The following is a 21,608-nucleotide window of genomic DNA, read 5'->3' as shown; positions in this document are numbered from 1 at the left end:
TTTTTTCCCTCAAAATTTTATCTATGTATTAATCCGCTTCATCGCTTTTGCTTATTTCTTTTCTTTGTGTCGTGTATAGAGACAAAAAGTCTTTTTTCGCACTGATTCCCTTTCCATATGGTTCTCGCGTGCCAATTGTCGTCCCAAGTTCGTTTAATACTGGTATTGGTACGACTTTTGGTTTCTTCGTCTCTAGATTTTGCCGTCCCAACAATAACTCTTAGATGGTGAGAATAATGATTCAAAAAAGTAGACGTTGGCCTGCTCTAGGCCTGGCCGGAAAAAAAGTCGCCGCAGTGTGTTCGGCGCTCGGCCTTATGGTCGCAGCAGGTAGTGTGGCGGCAGTAGAGCCATTGCGTGTGGAAGGCAATAAAGTACTGGTGGGTGGTCAGGTAAAGAGCCTCGAAGGTATTTCTCTGTTTTGGAGTAATAACAACTGGGGCGGAGAGAAGTACTACACCGCCGCTGAAGTAGCCCGCATCAAAAGTGAATTTGGTGCAAATATCGTTCGTGCGGCTATCGGTCACGGTGAGCCCGGTGGCGTGCAGGATGATTGGGCTTCGAATATGCAGCGCTTGGATACCGTCGTACAGGCCGCGATCGATAACGATATGTATGTAATTGTGGATTATCATAGTCATATCGCTCATACGAACCCCGGGTCTGCGGAAGACTTTTTTCGGGCGGTAGCACAGAAGTGGGGCCAACACGACAACGTTATCTACGAAATCTACAACGAGCCCAAGCACGTTGATTGGCACTCCACACTGAAGCCTTACGCGGAGCAAGTTGGCAATACCATCCGCTCTATCGACCCGGACAACCTGATTATTATGGGGACACCTAAGTGGTCTCAGGATGTTGATATTGCCTCAACCAACCCGGCCAATGTTTCGAACCTGGCCTACACCATCCATTTCTACGCGAATACCCACAGAGCCGAATTGCGGGCCAAAGCGCAGACGGCCCTGAATAACGGCATTGCTTTGTTTGCCACTGAATGGGGCATGGTGAATGCTAACGGGGCGGGTCCGGTTAACCGGGATGAAACATGGGCGTGGATCGACTTCTTGCGTAGTAACGGCATTAGTCATGCCGCCTGGGCCTACAACGACAAAGACTTTAATCACCTGGGCGAAGAAGAATCCAGCTCATTCTTCTGGTCCGATGGTACTTTGAAAGAATCCGGGCATTTCATCAAGGAGATTCTTGGTGGCCGTGAGCCAACCGAAACCATCATTGATGGTCCTTGTGGTGCGGGTGGCAACGGTACCCAGATTGAAGCAGAGAGCTTCTGCCAGGCAAAAGGCGTTGAGTTCGAAACCACCACTGATTTTGGTGGCGGCGAGAATGCCGGCTGGATTGACGATGGCGATTGGCTGACCTTTGACGTGAATTTGCCGCAGGCAGGCACCGCAACCGTGACCTACCGCGTTGCTTCCGGCGTGGACGGTGGCCGCATCAAGCTGGAGCAGGGTGGTGGTGAGAACACCTACGGTGTTGTCGATGTACCAAATACCGGTGACTGGCAGGGCTGGATGGATATCTCCCATCAGGTACAGCTGCCGGCTGGTCAGCAGATCCTAGGTGTTGCCGCTGAAGTTGGCGGCTGGAACTTGAACTGGTTGCGCGTTGATGTCGAGCCGTGCACTACAGACTGCAATCCTGGTGGAGAAGTTGTACGCGTTGAAGCGGAAAACTGGCGTGATGCAGGCGACGTCCAAGTAGAGGCAACCACCGACGTCGGTGGTGGCCAGAATGTGGGCTGGATCGATGCCGGTGACTGGATGACCTACAACGTTACCCTGCCTGCAAGCAGCACCGGTAACTACGAGGTGAGCTATCGCGTGGCCTCCGAAAGCGGCGGCAGCCTGAAGCTGGAGCAGCCGGGTGGTTCTGTGGAGTACGGCAGCGTAAGCTTTGGAGGCACCGGAGGTTGGCAGAGCTGGACCACCGTTTCTCACACCGTTAGTCTGCCTGCTGGCACCACCGAACTCGCTATCGCTGCGGTCACTGGTGGTTGGAATATCAACTGGATTGAGATCAAGGCGGTCGGAGACTCCGGGTGCAACAATGATCCTAGCTGTCTGGATGACGACAACGACGGCGTAGTGAATTCTGCGGACCAGTGTCCGGCCACTCAGCCCGGTGTGACGGTCGACAGCAGTGGCTGTGCCGTCACCACCGGCCAGTGCAGCGGCGTTACCGAGTATCCTAACTGGCTGCATGCCGACTACGAAGGTGGTCCCAATACCCATTTGCTGGGCGGCGACCAAATGACCTATCAAGGCAATCTGTATCAGGCCAACTGGTACACCAATAGTGTGCCGGGTAGCGACAATACCTGGACTCTGATTGGTAGCTGTCAGTAATGACTGCAAGGGGCCGTATTACGGCCCCTATTTGTTTCCCCACCTTCCCGCTCCCCCTCCCAAACTTTCCCTGTTGTCTCCGATTCTTACCACCTTGTCGAAAACCCGAAAAACCGTTGTTTTGGGCGTGATACAACCTCCTACGTATAGATCAACCGGCTTATGGGCACCTTTGTGCCTGTCGCCTTATTAACATTCTAGGGGTACTTAAATGGCAGCTATCGGACCAGATATAGGACAGGCCAGTATTAGTCGGGTCGAGGAAGGGGGATCAAACCAGCAATTTGCATTGATTGCGTTGACGTCACTGTTTTTTATGTGGGGATTCATAACTTGTCTGAATGACATTTTGATTCCGCATTTGAAAGGTGTCTTTGACCTGAGCTATACCCAGGCGATGCTGGTTCAGTTTTGCTTCTTTGGTGCCTATTTCCTCGTGTCTCTGCCCGCGGGCAAGCTGGTGGAGCGGGTCGGTTACCAGAACGGCATCGTTATCGGCCTGGGTATCGCCGTCATTGGCTGTGTACTATTTGTACCGGCTGCGCGCATACAGGTATACAGCCTGTTCCTGTTCGCATTGTTTGTGCTGGCGGCAGGAATTACTGTGTTACAGGTGTCTGCTAACCCCTATGTCACGGCTCTTGGTGCAGAAGAAACTGCGGCGAGCCGCTTAACGCTCACCCAGGCTTTCAACTCTCTCGGTACCACTGTGGCACCATTTTTCGGGACCGCGCTGATTCTGTCGGTTGCTGGCGTTGCGGCTTCGGATATGTCGGGTGTCGAGGGTGCATCGGCGGTTGAACTGCCGTATATGATTCTGGCAGCAACTCTGGCTGTGCTGGCATTTACCTTTCGCTTTTTGAAACTCCCGAAGATTGAAAGCCATATGGGTGCTGATCAAGCCGTCGAGAAGGTTGGTCGTTGGGAGGCGCTCAAGCATCGTCATCTGACACTGGGTGTTGTGGCGATCTTCCTGTATGTGGGTGCCGAAGTATCCATTGGTAGCTTCCTCGTTAACTTCTTGTCGGAAAGCAATATTGCCGGTATCACCGAGCATGAAGCTGGGTTCTACGTATCTCTCTTCTGGGGCGGAGCGATGGTTGGCCGCTTTATCGGCGCTGGCGTAATGCAATACGTGTCCGCGGGTAAAGTGCTTGCGGTATGTTCTATTGGCGCTGTCATTCTGCTGCTGCTGACGATTTTCAGCTCGGGTCAACTGGCTATGTGGAGTGTACTATCCATTGGCCTGTGTAACTCGGTAATGTTCCCGGCTATTTTTAGTCTCGCCTTGGCGCGTCTGGGGCCGTTAACCAGTCAGGGCTCTGGTTTCCTGTGTTTGGCAATTGTGGGTGGCGCACTGGTGCCGCTTGCGCAGGGCGCCCTGGCCGATGGTATTGGTATTCAGATGGCATTTGCGTTGCCTATCGCCTGCTACGTCTACATCCTGTATTACGGATTGAAGGGGCATTTTGTCCGCGAAGCATGATTTGCGCTCTTAGCGGAAGATAAAGATTGCCCGGGTTATCCCGGGCATTTTTTTTAGGCTCAAACAGCGGCCGCTGTTTGATTCTGCTCTAAATATTCCTTGATCGGCTGCCGATAATTTCGACTAACCTTGACCTTTTCTGAGCTCTTTAGGGTCAGTAGGTACTCTCCTTTAGTCAGCACCTGAATCTCATGGATGTAATTCAGGTTAACCAGAGTCGATCGGTGTACGCGTTTGAATGTCTTAGGGCACAACTGCTGCTGAAGCTCTTTCAGTGTGCTGCGCATGATGTGTGTCTCACCATTTGTGTGGACACACATATAATCACCGGCGGCATCGATCCATTCGATATCTGACTGATTTGCCAGAACGATTCGCCCTCCGTCCTTGATCGCGAGTTTTCTGGGTGTATCGGTGGTGATTCTTTTTTCCGACGACTGCGGTGAATGTGCGGTAAGGGAGGAGAGCAGGCGCCCTTTTTCGTCGGCCTGGTTGTGGCTGTTTTGCTGTGCCTGCTGTTGCAGTCGTGCCCGGGCACGATCGACCGCGAGTGCCAGCCGCTCGGGTTCCATGGGCTTGAGTACATAGTCCACCGCATTGACATCGAACGCTTCGACCGCATAGTGATCGTAGGCGGTAGCAAAGATCACCTGTGGAATGATGTCCCCCTGTAGTCGCCCGATCACATCAAACCCATTCATACCTGGCATCTGGATATCCAGAAACAACAAGTCGGGTAAATGGGTGGCGACCGCGTTGAGCGCCTCACGACCATTGCGGCAAGTCGCAATGACCTCTATCTCGGGTATGTCATCCAGCAGCGACTGAAGTAGCTGTAGAGCCAGGGGTTCGTCATCCACCAGCACCGTTTTCAGTGGGGCCATGAGATCGCCTCCGGTTGTGTTTCCTCAGCGGGCTCATTCGGCAGATTGAGCGTAACAATAAGTCCGCCCGAGGGTTTGTGAGTTTGCGTAAAGCGAAAATCATTGCCGTAGAGCGTTGCCAAGCGCTCCTGTACGTTCGACAAGCCTACACCTGTGGATGCAATATCCGAGTCTGTCTCTGATACGTCGTCGCTACTTGTTCCTGTGTCACACATCTCAATGTGCAATCGATTTTGGTCGATTTTTGCGCGTATTTCGATGGTTCCACCAGACACGCTTTGTGCAATGGCGTACTTGATGGCATTTTCCGCGATAGGCTGCAGTAGCATACTGGGGATCAGGCTATTCGATGCTCTCTCTTCAATGTCCACCTCGACGCGAAGTCGGTCGGCGAAGCGTGTTCGTTCGATATCCAGGTATAACTGAACGGCTTTAATTTCTTCGGCGAGTGAGACCTTCGCTAATGGCGCCTCAGTTAGGGAAAGGCGTAGAAACTGGCTCAAGCGAAGTACCATATCTTGTGCCTGCTTCTCGCTTTTAATACGAATTAGCGCGTTGATGGAGTTGAGGGTATTGAACAGAAAGTGAGGGTTGAGTTGGTAGCGCAACATCTTCAACTGCGCTTCCTTGGCGATTGACTCCGCGTGGACGCGTTTTAATTGTTCTTGTTCGTGAATCGCCGCCACCTTTAGAACAACTTTGTGCTCCTCCTGCAGAAGCAAGAAATATTTCACTCCGCAATACAGTGCGCTCCAGAACAAAAATGTAAATAAAGACGCATAGTACCAACCACCAAATTCGGGCCAGAGTGAGTGCCCGCCCAGTAAATATTGGTTGGACTCCATCCGCACCACGGTCCAGACTCCTGCAATGACCGCGATAGCCAGAAGGTAAACAAAGGTGCGTAGTGCGATTGGCGCATACCAGGCGACATCAAATATAGGTTTTAAGAACAGGGAGAGTAGCACCCCAATACCGCATTGAAATAGGGTGTTGAAAGGCTCGGCCGCGGCACCACTGCTGGCGGGGCTCCATGCACTTACTGATAAAAAGGTAATGATAATAATACCGGACCAGCTCACCAGCTGAAGCTTGGTAAACCAGTGTTGTGACTGGATCGTCGAAGGTTCAGCCAGCTTTTGCCGAGGGTTGAGAGAGCTCATCTTATTGTCAATTATTGCATCATCGGTTGGCACAGATTACACAGCTTCGGCGCTTAGAAAAGAATACACATTTCTGGGAGGGCGGGCTATTCTTTACGCCAATGATCTGTCCACCTTGCCGTGGTTTTGGGACGCCCTATCGGATTGTGGGTGCTCGTGTATTTTGTGGTATCCACCTTGTCGTATATTTGGTCCGGTCGGACGCATGCGGGGTTTCCTGTAGCCAACTTGGCCGCCGGTTGTGTTAGCTTCGTTGATAACCAAATTTGGTACCTCACAGGGTGGCTTTTGGTAGTAGAGGATGTAAGTCAGGAAAGGATGCCATTTTGGGCCCGTATGCCAATTTAGCGGAAAGCAGATGAATGAATTAGTGCCTGAGCGTACCCACGGTTCCAGTGGTGTAGCGAAAGAGGTAGGCACCTATACCGTAGGTAAGCGTGCGGGCCTGTTTGTGCTGACGGTTTTGTTTTTTGTGTGGGGTTTTATTACCAGCCTCAATGACATACTGGTACCGCATTTAAAGAGCGCGTTTGAGCTGAACTATACCAAGGCGATTTTGGTCCAGTTCAGCTTTTTTGCGGCTTACTTTCTTGTGTCTGTGCCTGCGGGGTTGTTAATTCGTAGGGTCGGATACCAGCTGGGTATAGTGCTTGGCTTATTAATAGCCTGTGCTGGCTGCCTATTGTTCATTCCCGCCGCACGTATGCATGTTTACATGATGTTCCTTCTGGGACTCTTTGTACTGGCTAGCGGTATCGCCATTTTGCAGGTTTCTGCGAACCCTTATGTAATCGCACTAGGCCGTCCTGAAAGCGCTCCAAGCAGACTGAATCTGACCCAAGCTTTTAATTCTCTGGGAACATCACTGGCGCCTATTTTTGGTGCCCTTGTCATTTTCTCAGCGGGCGCAGGCATTGTTAACTTCTCTTCAATACAACCTGGAGTCAACTATCCTGCCAGTGAGGCCGCCTCTGTCGAAATTCCCTATTTTTGGCTTTCCGTCGTCCTGCTGGTGTTGGTGGCATTCTTTTCCTGGGTTAGCCTGCCTTCGATTAAGGTGGAAGAGGAATTGCCGGAAGAGTCCAGCGCGCGGGCGTTTGGAATCTTCGAATTTCTTCTGTTTCCACGGTTGGCATTAGGCGCTGTGGCCATTTTCTTTTATGTGGGCGCTGAAGTGGCCATAGGCAGTTTCTTGGTTAGTTATCTGACCGAGAAGACCGTTGGTGATATCGGGGTCGGAGAGGCCGCGCGTTACGTATCGCTCTATTGGGCTGGCGCGATGATTGGACGTTTTATTGGCGCGGGACTATTGAAGTTCGTGCGTCCTGGTGCCTTGCTTGCCACCTGCGGATTTTCTGCTGTGTTATTGATTTCGCTTTCAATTACATCAGAGGGTCCCCTGGCGGTCTGGACGATAGTCGCAGTCGGCCTGTGCAACTCAATCATGTTTCCCACGATTTTTAGTCTCGCGCTTGGCGGCTTGCGGCAGTTCACCAGTCAGGGGTCTGGTGTGCTATGCATGGCTATTGTCGGAGGCGCAATAGTGCCACTATTACAGGGGATTACTGCGGATAGCGCAGGTATCCGGCTTTCATTTGTTGTGCCCCTGATTTGCTATTGCTACATCGTCTACTACGGTGCATTTTCCCCGTTTTTACGTAACCGGAAGTAGTATTCTCCTTTTTCCTAGTGTATTGCGTAATTACAATGAACCCCTAGTTGCAATAAGGCGGCGCATTGAATTCCTCTTGTTCATACGCTTGTCCGAATCGTCTCATCCAAAGACCTCCTTGTCGTGAACGCCTTCCAGACAAAATTTCACATGCTACATTAAGCGCTGAACCTCGCGCATGGTGGTTCATCTGTAAAGCATCTCTCTTGGTCATGACGACCGTTGTGCTTTCGATGTTTTTTCTCGTCGAAATTGTGGCCGGTTGCATCTGCTCCGGCTTTTTTTATGTCTGGGTTACCTGTCACTTTCTCGACGGTGATTAAGAAAGCATATCGACGGGAGAGACGCGTAAAATAATGGAGAAAAAATATGAAGTGGATATCTTGCCTGGGGGCACTGTCGACACTGCTGTTGAGCGGAGCCAGTTTTGCTGCACAGGACGTTGATAAACGGGTTGAGGCGCTCCTGGAGCGAATGTCGTTGGCTGAAAAAATTGGGCAAATGACCCAGGCCGAGCGATCTCATGCGAGTCCGGAGGATGTAAAAACCTATTTTATTGGGTCCATTCTCAACGGTGGTGGCTCTGTACCCGGTGAAAACAAGAGAAGCGACTGGGTCGGCATGATTAGCGACTACCAGGACGCCGCACAGTCAACCCGACTTGGTATTCCCATTTTATATGGCACTGACGCAGTTCATGGCCACAGCAATGTAAAGAATGCGACGATTTTTCCTCATAACGTTGGTCTGGGTGCGACGCGTAATCCAGAACTGGCGTATTCCATCGGTCTGGCTACCGCAAAAGAAGTCGCTGCCACGGGTATCCACTGGACCTTCGCTCCGACCCTGTGTGTCGCCCGCGATGATCGTTGGGGGCGCGCCTATGAGTGCTTTGGTGAGGATCCGACCCTAGTCGCAGAGTTTGCGGAGCCCTTCGTAAAAGGTTTGCAGGGGGACACATTGAACGGCAATACCATTGGCGAAAACCGTGTAATTGCGACGGCGAAGCACTGGGTAGCTGATGGCGGCACCACCTATGGAACCGGTGATGAGGGTTATGCGATCGACCGTGGCGACACGCAGCTGACTGATGAAGAATTGGAGCGACTGCATATTTCTCCCTACCTGCCAGCCTTGTCGTCGGATGTAGGCTCGGTAATGGTTTCCTACAGTAGTGTGAATGGGAAAAAGATGCATGAACACAAGGGATTGGTGAGCGATCTCCTCAAAGACGAGCTGGGATTTGCTGGCTTTACAATTTCCGATTGGTCTGCATTGGGCGAAATTCCAGCAGAAACAAATCGTGAGCGTGTGGTCCGCTCCATTAACGCCGGCCTTGATATGATCATGGAGCCAGAGAAATGGCAGGAATTCATCACCGACCTGACTGCGGCAGTCAAGGCTGGTGAAGTACCGATGGAGCGCATTGACGAGGCAGTGAGACGTATTCTTCTGGTTAAGGCACGTTCAGGGCTGCTCGAAAATCCGGTATCACCTTTGGCGCTCAGTGCACAGGGCGATAGTGTCCTCGGTAATGACGAGCACCGTGCGCTCGCGCGCCAGGCGGTACGCGAGTCGATGGTGTTACTGAAGAACGAAAAGTCGCTGTTACCAATTGAGAAAAAGTCCAAAATATTTGTTGCCGGCGTACATGCCAACGATATTGGTTTCCAGTCAGGTGGGTGGACGCTTGAATGGCAGGGTAAATCAGGAATTGAAACGCAGGGCACGACGATTCTTGAAGGTATCCAGGCAGCGGCATCCACGGTTACCTACGGTGAAGACGGCAAAGGCGTCGAAGGTCATGATGTGGCGATTGTCGTGGTCGGCGAAGACCCATACGCGGAAGGTTGGGGGGACTATCGTCCAGCGCCATGTGAAAAATGTAAGCCAATGAGTCTATCGGCCGAACAGCGTCAGTTGCTAGATCGTGTGACCGATAGTGGCGTACCGACGGTAGTTGTGATTGTTTCCGGTCGTCCATTAATGGTTTCCGACCAGATATCCGATTGGCAATCTGTTGTTGCCGCATGGCTCCCTGGTACCGAGGGCGCTGGTGTGGCCGATGTATTGTTTGGCGAATATGCGCCAACAGGAAAGTTGCCGGTGACCTGGCCTCGCAATCTGGCTCAGATCCCAATCAACCTCGGTGATGAGGATTATGATCCGCTGTTTCCTTATGGATTCGGTCTGAGTTATTAATGATGTGAAATAAAAAGCGGGGCTTGAGCCCCGCTTTTTATTGTATGCTACCGGTGATTATTTAACCTTGCAGTAGCGGTCGAGATACTCTCCGTGGGGCGGCATGGCACCTACAACATATTGAATCCCGTCGCGAACCTCTTGCAGTCTATCCTTGACAAATGACGCGTCCATTTTGCTCGTTAATGGGTGACAAGACTCTGTGCGAATTCCTTGTCCATGCATGACGGCAAGCCAGCTGGGTACACTGAACAGTTCGTCATCTTCACGAAATATATTGCCCGTTTGCTGGTAGCTTGTCAGCTTGCGAGCAAGGTGGGGAGGTGCCTCCATTGCGGTGAGTGCGCGCCAGAAGGGCTCTGGCCGGCGGTTGGCCCGGTAGTGCAAGATAAGAAAATCACGGATTCGCTGATATTCCAGGATGGTACGCTCATTAAAGATACGACGTTTATCTTCTTCAAAGTTTTGGCTGGGATAGAGCGCTATCAGTTTTTGAATCGCACTTTGAATTAGGTGAATACTGGTGCTTTCGAGAGGCTCCAGGAATCCGGCAGAAAGCCCAATCGCGATACAGTTTTTTTCCCAGAAGGACTCTAGATGTCCGGTGGTAAATTTTAGCTGCCGCGGATTTCCCTCCGCGGCGCCATCCAGATTTTCGAGCAATGTAGCGGTCGCCTCATCATCACTGATGTAATCGCTACAGTAGACATAACCGTTGCCATTTCGGTGCTGCAGTGGGATTCGCCATTGCCAGCCTGCTGAGCGCGCGGTGGAGCGCGTGAACGGCTCCGGTGCACCGCTACGTTCGCAGGCGACTGCTACTGCTCGGTTGCATGGTAGCAAGTTACTCCAGTCGACAAATTTTGTTCCAAGGGCTTGTCGCATTAACAGGGAACGAAAACCTGAGCAGTCGATGAATAGATCGCCGTGAATTCGCTCACCCGACGTCAGCCGGACACTTTCGATGTAGCCTGATTCTGGGCTTTCCTGACTGTCCTCTATCACTCCTTCAATACGCTCGACGTCAAGGTCTTCTGAGAATTTACGCAAGAACTGTGCATAGAGACCTGCGTCGAACTGAAACGCATATGCCAGGGCATCAAACGGCGCGTCGGGCATGGGCTGCATTCTGGTGAACTTGCCGGCGAATGCAGATTGGGCAGCCAATGAGTACTCTTCAAGATCGGGCGAGTTGCCCTGGTTGTAGCGCTGTAGCCACCAGTGTTGGAAATCTATGCTGTCGATACCTCGGCCATAAGTACCGAACGGATGGAAGTACCGCTCACCTTCAGCACCCCAGCCCACAAAATCGATCCCTAGCTTGAAGGTACCCTTGGTCTCGGCCATAAACTGGTTTTCGTCTATACCCAGCATTTTGTTGAAGGTGATGAGGCTTGGGATACTTGCTTCGCCCACTCCTACGGTGCCAATAGACTCAGACTCGATCAATTGAATCTTGCTGTCGGTCCCTTGGGTAACTTTTGCGAGGGCGGCGGCGGTCATCCAGCCGGCAGTACCACCACCGACAATAACGACGCGTTTTACGGGGGAAGGGTTAGTCACAAGCGCGCTCCTCTATTAATGGTATTCGGCAGCGTTGCAAGGTAGTCAGTATACGCAGGGGCTCTTTGCGCGGCCTGTTGATAGTGCGGCCGCAAGGCGTTGAGCCAGTTTGCATAATCTTTATCGTTTCCGGGCTCGGGAATGCTGCCTTTGCGTGGCCAGACACCCGCCAAAGTGGGCAGTATTTGCCAGAGAGATTTGTCCACAACTTCGTGATCAGTTTGCGGAGTTTGACCGCAGGCGCGTAGTAGTGCCAAACGGTGGCTATTCGTGCGGGTAAGGAAACCTGTCTGTCCTGCGAGCCACTTGCATAGATTCTGCAGGTCGTTCACTTCATCGCGATAAAGAGCAGATTCAATGTTGAACTGTTTCTGTTGGGGTTGCCAGCCTTGGGTCTCGTTAAGAAGTGGTAGGAGCTGTTGGAGCTGGAACTGGGTCACGGCTAACGGATTCGTACTGTAACCGGGATCCGCCCAGGCTGGGCCCATGGCAAGTATATTTTGTACCCATGCATTCTGAAATTGTGGCTGTAGCTCTGCCTGGATCTCGTACTCGAACCGCTGACCACGTACTTTGAGTTGCCAGGATGTCCGTTCAAGATGTAATTGTGCAAAGGTTTTACGACCGGCTTCTTTCGCTCCAGGGATCTGTGATGCATTGATCTGGCGATACATGGGAATACCGGGGCAGGGCTGGTAGTGCTGATCCCCATGCCGATAGTCGTCGGCCAACTGGTGCATCAATTGGCCGTCGCAGTCGACGATCAGGTCGCATTTTAGAATACGACCGTCTTCCAGTTGCAGCGAGTTGGTGCGTGTGTTGTCAGCTTCCTGAAAGAGCTGAACATTTTGTTCGATGACGTTGAGCCGGCGGGCGCTGGCTATTCGGGATAGGAATTCGCAATACTCTTTACTGGTGCACTGCAGGCCAGCTTGGGTAGTTTGATAGACATCGGCGCTGTTGTTGTCTGCCAGCAGGTAACGATCTTTCTGCGCCATGAGGCAGGCAATATTGAACTGGCTAGCCTCCACCTTCATTCCGAGCCTCTGTGATCGTTGCCACCACAGGAAAAAAGCTTGCCTGTGGTGTTCGAATCCGTAGCCGCCACTTGCCAGCCACAATGGCTCATGCATATGGGAGCTTCCCGGTGGTGTTACCGCACAAGCCAGTAATATGTCTGCCATATCCGCAGCGATGAACTCGACGGGGTCAATCCCGATGTTGCCGTGCGCCAGAGCCGCATCCTCGGTGAGAAGAAGGGGGGTATTGCTTGATTTGGGAGGCGCTACCAGGGTGACGTTACATGCCTGCGTGGGTAGTTGCTGTGTCAGGAATAGGAGTGTGTACCAGGCGCTCGGATTGTTGCCCACTACGGCTATGTTCAGCGGATTACTCTTCATTTACCCACACTCCGGTAGAGACTCATGGAAGTGGAAGGTACTCGCGTAGGGCGAGGGCCACATTGTCGGTCGACAACATCGCTGTGTAGGGGCATATCCGATGTGGCGCGGCGTACCAGTTCCGTGTAGTTTTTCAGTAGTGCTGCGAGTTCATCACTCTTGATTGCGTCTGCTCGGGGGGAGTACTGCCTCGGCGTGATACGTTGCCCCTGGTAAACCGCCAGCCAACTCGGTTCCAAAAAGAGCCCATTCTTATAGTCCGCTATATGGCCGCTTTCCCGATACAGCGCCATTTTGTTCTGTAGGGATTCAGGCAGCTCCATCTCCCGGCAATAACGCCAGAAGGGGCTGTCATCGCGCTCTGTGGCGCAATAATGGAGAATAAGAAAATCCCGAATACGTTCGTATTCCAGGGCCATCTGCCGGTTGAATTCGTTGCGTTGCGGACGTTGGCTGGCAACGTGATTAGCGGGCAGCAGGCCAATAAATTTGGTGATGGCGATTTGAATCAGGTAGATACTGGTACTTTCCAGTGGTTCGAGGAAGCCGCTAGAAAGCCCAACAGCGAGGCAGTTTTTTCGCCAGGACTCCTGCCTGCGCCCGGCCTGGAACCTCAGCTGGCGCGGCTCGTTCGTCGTAGCACCGGGGAGGCCCTGCATTAATAGGTTTTGCGCCTCGTCATCTTGCATATAGCGCTGTGCATAGACGATGCCGTTGCCCATTCGGTGCTGCAACGGAATTTGCCAGCGCCAGCCTGCGGTATGGGCCTCGGCGCGGGTATAAGGTCTCAGCTCGCCTGCGGGGGCTTCAGAAGGCACGGCGATAGCGCTGTCACAGGGGAGCCAGTGGCTCCAGTCGATAAACGGCGAATCCAGTTGCTCGCCGATTAGTAGTGAGCGGAAACCGCTACAGTCGACAAAGAAGTCTCCTGCAAGGCTCTGACCATTTTCCAAGTGTAACGCAGCAATATCGCCATCTGCATGATGCTCCACGCGATCGACCTTACCTTCTATTCGGTTAACACCGAGCTCACAGGCAAACTTTCGTAAGTAACGTGCATACAGGCCAGCATCAATATGAAATGCATAGGAATAAGTGGCGAGGATGGACCTCAGGTCTTCGCTGGGGAATTCAAAGCGATTCTTAAGTGCAGCGATTACGGGCAGAGAGTAGTTGTCCAGCGCTTCTGCGTTGTTGTCAGCGCGAGCTTTTAACCACAAGTGATGGAATGGAATACCGTTAAGGTCCCGGCCGTATTCGCCGAAGGGGTGAATGTAGGAATCGCCCTGTCTTGCCCAGTTGGCGAACTCTATACCTAATTTGTATGTGGCCTGGGTTTCACGCACGAATACGTTTTCGTCGATACCCAGTAATTCATTGAAGGAACGCAGGTGAGGCAGCGTTGCTTCGCCTACACCGACGGTGCCGATTTGATCTGATTCGACGAGGGTGATCTCGATTCCCCTGGGGAGTACGAAACGCGCCATGGCTGCAGCGGCCATCCAGCCGGCAGTGCCACCACCGAGTATTATTATTTTTTTCATTCGGTTCTTTTGATTACTGCTTAAATGTTCTCTGAAAAAACCTGGAGGAGGGCATGCCCTCCTCCAGGTCTCAGAGCGATTAGAAGTTTATACGCACAACAGCGGCGATTCTCCGGTCATTAATAAACCAGGAACGGTCCAACTTCTGGCCTTCTTCGTTCACCTGCATGCTTGTTTTGGTGATCTGGTCGAGAATGTTAGTCGCTTCCAGTCCAACTTTCATGTTGTCGTTCACGTTGTAGAAGATAGAGCCGTCCAGCTGCCCGCCCTCTCCGTTGTAAATCGGCAACTTGGTGATTACGTCGCGGGTTGTCAGCAGGTACTCCGAACGCCAATTCCAGGCCAGTCGAGCGGAAATGTCTTCGTATTCGTACAGGCCTACCAGGTTGTACGTGTGCTCGGACATGCCCGCCAGTGGCAGGCTGTCAAATGCAACCTCGACGTTACCACCTTCTTGCGAGTCGAGGTTTTGGTTAGGAATACTCTTATTGTCTACGTAAGTGTAGTTGGCCTGAAGGCCCAGACCGCTCCACGCACCGGGCAGAGTATCGAAGAATTGCTGGTAAGCGAGTTCCAAGCCGGTGACTTTACCATCGCCGAAGTTAACCGGTCCCTCTACCTGAACAGTGCGGGTAACCCCGTTGTTAGTGATTTCCCGAGGGAAGGTTCCGCTGGTAAAGAAGTCGGAAATATCCTTGTGGAACAGGGTTCCGGAAACGGCGCCCACATCACTGAAGTACCATTCCAATGCAAGATCGAAGTTATTGGCCTGCATGGGCTTGAGTCGTGAGTTGCCGGTGCCCGCACGGTAGTCGGTTACTACACCGGTGTCCTCTACTTCGTCGCCATCGGTATCAACCCCTTCAATAATGGCATATACGCCGAGATAGCTGCGCAGCATCCCCATATCCGGAAACGCAATGGCTTGCGAGGCACCGAAGCGAACCAGTAAATCTTCCTGAAGCTCGTACTTCAGGTTAAAGCTAGGGAGGAAATGTTGATCACTTACGTTATCGACAAAAGATGTGGTTTCTCCATTAAAGAACGCAAGATCATCGGCGGGCAGTGGCAGACGATCATCAAGGTAAGCAAACGAAGACCCACCCGTTGTTTCATAGCTCAGGTCGACGTAGCGCAACCCAAAGTTACCGGTCAAGGTGTCGTCAGCATTGGCGAATTCGGCCATTACATAGCCCGCGAAACGGTCTTCGGTAATGGGGTTTATTTCGTCGGGCACAAACGGACCGTTGGTTACACCATCGCGATCGGCAATGGAGGTAAAGAAGTCCGGAGAAATTTCGCCGAGCTGCTCGCGGTAGCGGGAGAAGTTTTGTACCAGATCTGGGCTTGGTACGAGCAAGGTTCCACCAGTGATACCCGTGGTTTTGCCTCGGAAGAAATCGTTAAAGTTGGCGGTGCCGTATTCTGGAGCGGGGTATGTCGCGGTACCAGGGAGACCATCCCAGGGGTCAACATCGTGCACACCGTTGAAGAATTTTTGACCGCCTGCCCAGTCTGCGGAAACCACACCCCACTGATAGGTAGACCAGCGGGTAGTCTGTTCTCGCTGGGAAGCGCGCAGGCCACTTTTTACACTACGAAACCAGCCTTTATCCAACTGATATTCAACGTCCAGAGTGTAGGCCGCTTCCTTACCATCGTTGTCTTCAATATGGTCCATTTCCGCCAGGTAGAAATAATTCGCCGGGTCGGTGAAATACTCTTCGCTGGTTTGTGACGACGAGGATGGGGCAAGGAAGGCTACATCCGGTGTGCCACCACCAAAGTTCGCATAGACATCTGCTGCAGTATGGCCGAACACCGAAAGGTCGACGACTTTGGTGCTGGCATCGACATACTGTGCATCGAGAGTCACCTGCAGGCGGTCGGTTGGGTTCAGCTCAAGATTCAGTGAGAAGTCTTCCACCAGCGTGTGTGAGTGGGACTGGCGCGTATAGCTGTTATAACCCGTAGCGCCTTCCAGAGTGCCACTGATAAAGCGCAGGTCGTTATATGTACTGTCTGCGGATGGTTCGCCAACGGTATTGTCGGACTGGAAAGCATGCTCCAGCCAGGACTGGTCAGCATCGGAGCGCACGTACTCCGCAGTAAACAGCTTGGAGCCATCATTGTCGGCCCACTGGAATACCATGCTGCCGCCGGTGCGTTCTCGATCCTGATCAACCAGGCGGGCGCCAACATTGATTGGGACCCAGCGTTCACCTACGCCTGAGATGGCTTTCAGCTCTGGAACACCTTGCTGGATGGAGTTGTTGCTGACCTCCAGTTTGGAATTGGCCGCGCTGATTAGAAAACCGAATTCACCTGCTTCGGTTGACCAGGTGTTGCTATACAGGCCGGAAAAATCCGGCGTCGCGGCTTCGCGCATATCGGTGTAGTTCACCGCGGTGTTGAACGCGATTGTTTGCCCGTCACTATCGAAGGGTTTGCGGGTTTCCAAGTTGATGGTGCCGGCAATACCGCCTTCGATCATGTCGGCGGTCTGGTTTTTGTACACAATCACCGCGCCCATCAGCTCCGGCGGTACATCCTGGAAATTCAGGCCACTGCCGTTGTTTGCGGAAAAGCTATCGCGACCGTTGAATTCACTGCGGCTTTGCACCATGCCTCGGAGGGTCGCGCCGCTACCCTCGATGGAGAAGTGATCAGGGTCCTCTGCAGCGGCAAAGCGTTCAATGGATACGCCCGGAACTCGCTGTAGGGCTTCCAGAACGCTTTTGTCGGGGAGTGCGTTGATATCAGAGGCTGAAATCGCATCGGCAACTGTTGATGCATCACGCTTCATGTCTTGTGCGTTCATCAGGGAGCCGCGTACCCCCTGTACGACGACTTCTTCCAGTGCCTCATGGCTGGGTATTTCTTCTTCAGCAAATGCAGCATTACTGGCGGCTGCGACGCAGATTGCGAGCAAACTGCGCTTGAAAACTGTGTTGGATGTGGTTGTATCCGGATTGGACCCTGTCATACTCATCACTTGCCTCATTTTTGTCGATATTTATTAAGAGCGCACGCGTTTGCTTCATGTAAAACGTCAGTGCAAAACGACCAATCAGCACCCGTATTTTTTGAGGCGGCGCACAATCTAATTGGCACATTATTTCTAACACGCCATGAGAACTGACTTTTGCGGTTGCGATAAGAAGGATCGATTTAGCGTTGGTACGGCCGTTAAACTGGTTTGTCAGGCAGGAAAACGAGGTTAATGTTGCGGGGTGACCGTAATCTTTGGCGGAGCAAACGATGAAACTAGTTCTGTTTAACGCACATGACATAGTGCTTTTTTTGACAGTCTATCTGTGTCTATTATTTGCCCTGATTGCCACGATCGGCCGCCGCAGCTACGGTTGGGGAAATGTGTGGTTGGGAGCATTCCTGCTCTCTCAAGCCTTGGTTGCCTTGCATGTACTGGCCTTATGGGGAGAGGCGTTCCACGTTTGGGTGGTAGCACATACCCCCTGGGTATTCGCGGTTTCCGAGGCGTCCCTCTGGATCGAAGGTCCGCTTTTACTGCTTTATACGAGGAGTGTACTTTTTACCCAGTCCAGTTTCCGACGTAAAGATTTAGTCCTGCTATTCCCACTGTGCTTGTATGCGGTCTTCTATTTTGGCGCGCTACTTTACTATGGTGCGAGCCAGGGCTCCCCGGTACTTCAATTTTTGCGCTCGGACTCTGTTCAATTCTATGAGCACTGCCGAAATCTGACCCGAGCTGGATTTGGTGTTTGGGCTTTTTGGACGATCAAAAGCTACGAGCCACGGATGTCCAATGTCTATTCCAATGTGGATCACCTGAGCTACCGGTGGTTAAAAGTTTTGGTGATCGGGTTCATCGCGCTGAGGCTGTGGAATATTCTGTATCTCAGCATATATACGAGTTTCAATTTTGTGCTGGGAGAAGGTGCTATCCAGAAGAGCGATCTGGATGGTGTTGGGATCGCGTCCAATTATGGCCAGTTACTGCTGATATCGGGATTGCTGTACTACGGATTTGGCGTTGCCAACGGTGTACAAAAAGTCACCCAGGAAGTATTGGATGAGGTTGCTGACCATCCGGTAAGTGACGGAGATAAGGACGAGCGAACACCCTATACACGGGAGCAAGTTCAGCGCGTCACTCGGCATATGGAGTCGGCACGGCCGTACCTGAATAGCAATCTCAAGCTTGAGGATCTGGCGAGTCAGGTATCGCTTTCGCCCAAGTTGCTGTCTAACCTGATAAACCGGGAATTCGAGTGCAATTTCTTTGAGTTTATCAATCGCTACAGAATTACCGAGGTGAAGCAGTTCCTCTCTGATCCCTCGTTGCAAGATCGGTCCGTAATGGATCTTGCGATGCGTGCAGGTTACAACAGTAAAACAACCTTTAACCGATTGTTCAAAATAGATACAGGGATGACGCCAACGCAATATCGAAAAGAGGAGCCCGCGCCGCAAGTTGCTTCCTGAGCCATTTTTCAATACGAGTTTTAAATGTAAGGACTCACTACCGCGCTGGGTGATTTTTGCACGGTAGTCCCTAGAAAAAGGTCCCAACTTCCGATTTACCTAGTCTTGGTACGCACTTTTTCCGCTTTCTCATTAGATTGCCCCGACTATTCGAAGAAAAATAACCGTCGAGGCGATAAGGATGATGAAAGGTATTCGCGGGCGTTGGCTCGAAACTCAGTCGCGCCCGGTTCGAGTTGCGGTGGATGTCGCTGCTGTACTGTGTACCATGGCGGTCTTATTAGGTGCGGTAACTGCGGAAGCGGCAACAAGTGCGCCACTCTTTGAGCCCGCGGTGCCGGGTATCGGTCACCCCTAGTTTGGCGAAATTCTGATCGCCAGGATTCGGGTGTATGTGACCTGCCAGTATGCGTGAGTCATTCATTGAGGGCTGTTGCGAGCAAATCTCTCGGTGCATGTGTCTGTGGCCGAGTTTATGTGCCCAATCTCCTTTATCTCAATATTGTCCCGCCTTAGCGTAATCTTCTCCCTCCCAGCTATTCGTCAATCGGCGCACCCATTACAGTCCTGTTCAATATTTGTGTCGCGCAACTTGGAACGAGCTAAAACCGCCTTCTTCAGGTGGATAAAGTTTGACCATAAATAGTGTTGCTTCGCGTTTCCAGCTTTGAATGTGTAATGAGTCGATGAACAAAAATACAGCACGCAGCTTACTTATTGGAGCTGTGGTAATTGCCCTTGTTAGCGTTGTAAGCGTCGTAGTGTCCGCAAAAGACAGCGATGGAGACGGCCGAAAGGATCCCCGTGACAACTGCCCATTTGAAGCCAACGCCAATCAGGAGGACATGGATGGTGATGGACAGGGGGATATATGTGATATCGACATCGATGGCGATGGCTTTATCAATGAGCATGAGATTATCGCCGAGACAGACCCTAAGGATGCTAGTTCGAAACCGGATCCCAGTGCGGATGACGACCGCGACGGTATCCCAAACAAAGATGACCGTTGCCCAGCGTCGCCCATTGGGCGGAGTGTCGATGCCCAGGGCTGTGCAGTTGTCGGTGTCACCGAGATGTTGGATGACTATAGCGATGAAATTGCTCTAAACGCGCCGCATACCGAGCCAATGATTCCCAAGTGGGGGTTTGGTTATATGCAGTCAGGATGGGGCGAAGAGGATTTTGGTTATGACAGCCAGGAAGGATTTCTTGACCATGCTCGCGCATTGAGGGGGATCGAAAATCGCTACGGGAGTCACCGCTACCCCGCAGATGTCATGGTGCTGGACATGTATTGGACCGGCAAGGAATGGAGCTGGCCCGGAAATATGACGTGGGACTTAAACAAGTTTCCCGATCCTGAGGGCCTGATTGACTCGCTTCACGAAATGAATTTTAAGCTCATGATGAACTATCACGAGGGCGGATTCGGGGAAGAGTGGTTGGCGCAGCTCCAGCGTGATCTTGACTACGGTGTGGATATTGTCTGGCTGGATTTTTGGCGGGCAGATTCTCAGTATGAAAAGCGCGTGTGGGAGTTATTGCGCAAACATCACGGAGAAGACAAGCGCATCATGTTTATGGCCCGCCACTACGCGCGGCCGAATCACCACAATCAGGAATCGATTCTAGGTGGTGACTATATGCGTACACCTAATGAGGAATCTCTGGAAAAAGCCATGCCCATCCACTGGACCGGCGACGTGCTGGGGGACTGGAAAGGCTTTGCTGAAACGATTGAAGCCATTGTTCACAGCGATGATGGTGCGCCGGGCGGCTGGTCTTATTTACATGCAGATACACCGGGGCATACCAAGGGGGAAGACCCCGAACTCGCGTTGCGTTGGATGCAGTTTTCCGACTTCACTACGTCTACACGCAATCATGGTACTACCGCGCGAGATGTATGGTCTTGGGGCGAACAGGTAGAAAAACTGAGTTATCAGTCGCGCATGCTGCGTTACCGCTTGTTGCCCTACATTTACACCTACAGCTGGCATATATGGCAAGACGCCATGCCATTGACACGGCCACTGCGCCTGGCTTACCCCGGGGAAGCCGACGAAAACCGCTATGTGTATCTTTTTGGCGAGGAGATCCTGGTGGCGCCGGTGTACAAGTCCGCTGCTTCTTTTCCCGGGGAGAAAATGGATATTTATCTTCCGAAGGGCAACGGATTACAGTGGGTGGATTACTGGACCCATCAAGTGTACGAAGGCGGGCAAACGATTCAGGTTGCTGCCAGTATGGATATTCACCCGAATATCCCATTATTTGTAAAGCGCGGGGCTATTATTCCAATGGGGCCGGAAATTTTCCATATTGATCCAGCGGTGCATGCGGATCCGATTACGTTGGACATTTACCCCAAAGAACGGGGGGAATCTTCATTTACCCTGTACGATGATGACGGTGAAACCCTGGGGTATCAAAGGGGCGAGCAAAGCTTTTCGCGGATTTCAGTAGTCTCCAGTGATAAACAGTTGGAAATTGTGGTCGGGGCGCATAAGGGGGAATACGCCGGCAAGCCAAAAAAACATAACTATAGGGTGAAGCTTAATCTGATAGGGCGTGACTTCCAGCCGCCAGAGTTGAATGGAGATTCGTTGCCTGCGCTGGTTGATATTGACTCAGAAAATCCGCGGGGTTGGCTCTACGATAAAGAAAACAAGATTTTGTGGGTAAAATTTTCAAGCGCTGCTGATCAAGAAAATCGTATTGTGCTCCAATATAATTAGCAGCAACAAAGTAGAGCTCCAAAAAATCCGGCGATCGTCGCCAGCTTTTTTAACCTGTTAATACACTTATTTATTTCTATTATACCCGTTTCCTCAAGCGGATTAGGTGCGGCC

At 51.9% G+C, this 21,608-nt stretch carries 13 protein-coding genes; 7 read left to right on the top strand and 6 right to left on the bottom strand.

Annotated features, from left to right (window positions below):
* Positions 1-317: 317 nt before the first annotated feature.
* Both LCM31_RS00605 and LCM31_RS00600 read left to right on the top strand, forming a co-directional pair.
* Positions 318-2,372, top strand: a complete 2,055-nt coding sequence (locus LCM31_RS00605; protein WP_224866667.1) for a cellulase family glycosylhydrolase — start codon at positions 318-320, stop codon at positions 2,370-2,372.
* 211 nt (positions 2,373-2,583) lie between these two features.
* Positions 2,584-3,858 carry a sugar MFS transporter gene (locus LCM31_RS00600; RefSeq protein ID WP_224866665.1) on the top strand — a complete coding sequence of 425 codons (1,275 nt, stop codon included), beginning with the start codon at positions 2,584-2,586 and terminating at the stop codon, positions 3,856-3,858.
* A gap of 59 nt (positions 3,859-3,917) precedes the next feature.
* On the opposite strand, the gene LCM31_RS00595 is transcribed toward LCM31_RS00600, so the two are convergent.
* Both LCM31_RS00595 and LCM31_RS00590 read right to left on the bottom strand, forming a co-directional pair.
* Positions 3,918-4,742 carry a LytR/AlgR family response regulator transcription factor gene (locus LCM31_RS00595; protein ID WP_224866663.1) on the bottom strand — a complete coding sequence of 275 codons (825 nt, stop codon included), beginning with the start codon at positions 4,740-4,742 and terminating at the stop codon, positions 3,918-3,920.
* A complete protein-coding gene (locus LCM31_RS00590) occupies positions 4,730-5,905 on the bottom strand; it encodes a sensor histidine kinase (protein ID WP_224866661.1) in 1,176 nt (391 codons plus the stop codon). Before LCM31_RS00590 ends, LCM31_RS00595 begins: the two co-directional genes overlap by 13 nt.
* Before the next feature lie 358 nt (positions 5,906-6,263).
* On the opposite strand from LCM31_RS00590, the gene LCM31_RS00585 reads away from it, so the two are divergent.
* Both LCM31_RS00585 and LCM31_RS00580 read left to right on the top strand, forming a co-directional pair.
* Positions 6,264-7,577, top strand: coding sequence for a sugar MFS transporter (locus LCM31_RS00585; RefSeq protein ID WP_224866659.1), 1,314 nt, complete (start codon positions 6,264-6,266; stop codon positions 7,575-7,577).
* A 369-nt stretch (positions 7,578-7,946) separates the two neighbouring features.
* A complete protein-coding gene (locus LCM31_RS00580) occupies positions 7,947-9,779 on the top strand; it encodes a glycoside hydrolase family 3 protein (protein WP_224866657.1) in 1,833 nt (610 codons plus the stop codon).
* Between the two features lie 57 nt (positions 9,780-9,836).
* Here LCM31_RS00580 and LCM31_RS00575 read toward each other — a convergent pair whose 3' ends face one another.
* From LCM31_RS00575 to LCM31_RS00560, 4 genes are all read right to left on the bottom strand, one after another.
* The gene (locus LCM31_RS00575) at positions 9,837-11,342 is read right to left on the bottom strand and encodes a tryptophan halogenase family protein (RefSeq protein ID WP_224866655.1); all 1,506 of its coding nucleotides are present in this window, start codon (positions 11,340-11,342) and stop codon (positions 9,837-9,839) included.
* Complete coding sequence (locus LCM31_RS00570) at positions 11,339-12,742, bottom strand: tryptophan 7-halogenase (RefSeq protein ID WP_224866653.1); 1,404 nt, start codon at positions 12,740-12,742, stop codon at positions 11,339-11,341. Before LCM31_RS00570 ends, LCM31_RS00575 begins: the two co-directional genes overlap by 4 nt.
* The gene (locus tag LCM31_RS00565; RefSeq protein ID WP_224866651.1) at positions 12,739-14,286 is read right to left on the bottom strand and encodes a tryptophan halogenase family protein; all 1,548 of its coding nucleotides are present in this window, start codon (positions 14,284-14,286) and stop codon (positions 12,739-12,741) included. The genes LCM31_RS00570 and LCM31_RS00565 overlap by 4 nt, the downstream gene beginning before the upstream one ends.
* A gap of 79 nt (positions 14,287-14,365) precedes the next feature.
* Positions 14,366-17,278, bottom strand: coding sequence for a TonB-dependent receptor (locus LCM31_RS00560; RefSeq protein ID WP_224866649.1), 2,913 nt, complete (start codon positions 17,276-17,278; stop codon positions 14,366-14,368).
* Positions 17,279-17,547: 269 nt separating this feature from the next.
* On the opposite strand from LCM31_RS00560, the gene LCM31_RS00555 reads away from it, so the two are divergent.
* The 3 genes from LCM31_RS00555 (at position 17,548) to LCM31_RS00545 (ending at position 21,494) form a co-directional block, all read left to right on the top strand.
* The gene (locus LCM31_RS00555; RefSeq protein ID WP_224866647.1) at positions 17,548-18,753 is read left to right on the top strand and encodes a helix-turn-helix domain-containing protein; all 1,206 of its coding nucleotides are present in this window, start codon (positions 17,548-17,550) and stop codon (positions 18,751-18,753) included.
* A 181-nt stretch (positions 18,754-18,934) separates the two neighbouring features.
* A complete protein-coding gene (locus LCM31_RS00550; protein WP_224866645.1) occupies positions 18,935-19,111 on the top strand; it encodes a hypothetical protein in 177 nt (58 codons plus the stop codon).
* 328 nt (positions 19,112-19,439) lie between these two features.
* Positions 19,440-21,494 (top strand): TIM-barrel domain-containing protein, encoded by a 2,055-nt coding sequence (locus tag LCM31_RS00545; RefSeq protein WP_224866643.1) that lies wholly within the window; start codon positions 19,440-19,442, stop codon positions 21,492-21,494.
* Positions 21,495-21,608: the final 114 nt, after the last annotated feature.

This window comes from Microbulbifer agarilyticus (assembly GCF_020171345.1).
GTDB lineage: Bacteria > Pseudomonadota > Gammaproteobacteria > Pseudomonadales > Cellvibrionaceae > Microbulbifer > Microbulbifer agarilyticus_D.
The sequence above is the reverse complement of the archived record's forward strand: the minus strand, read 5'-3'. Positions and strand labels throughout refer to the sequence as shown.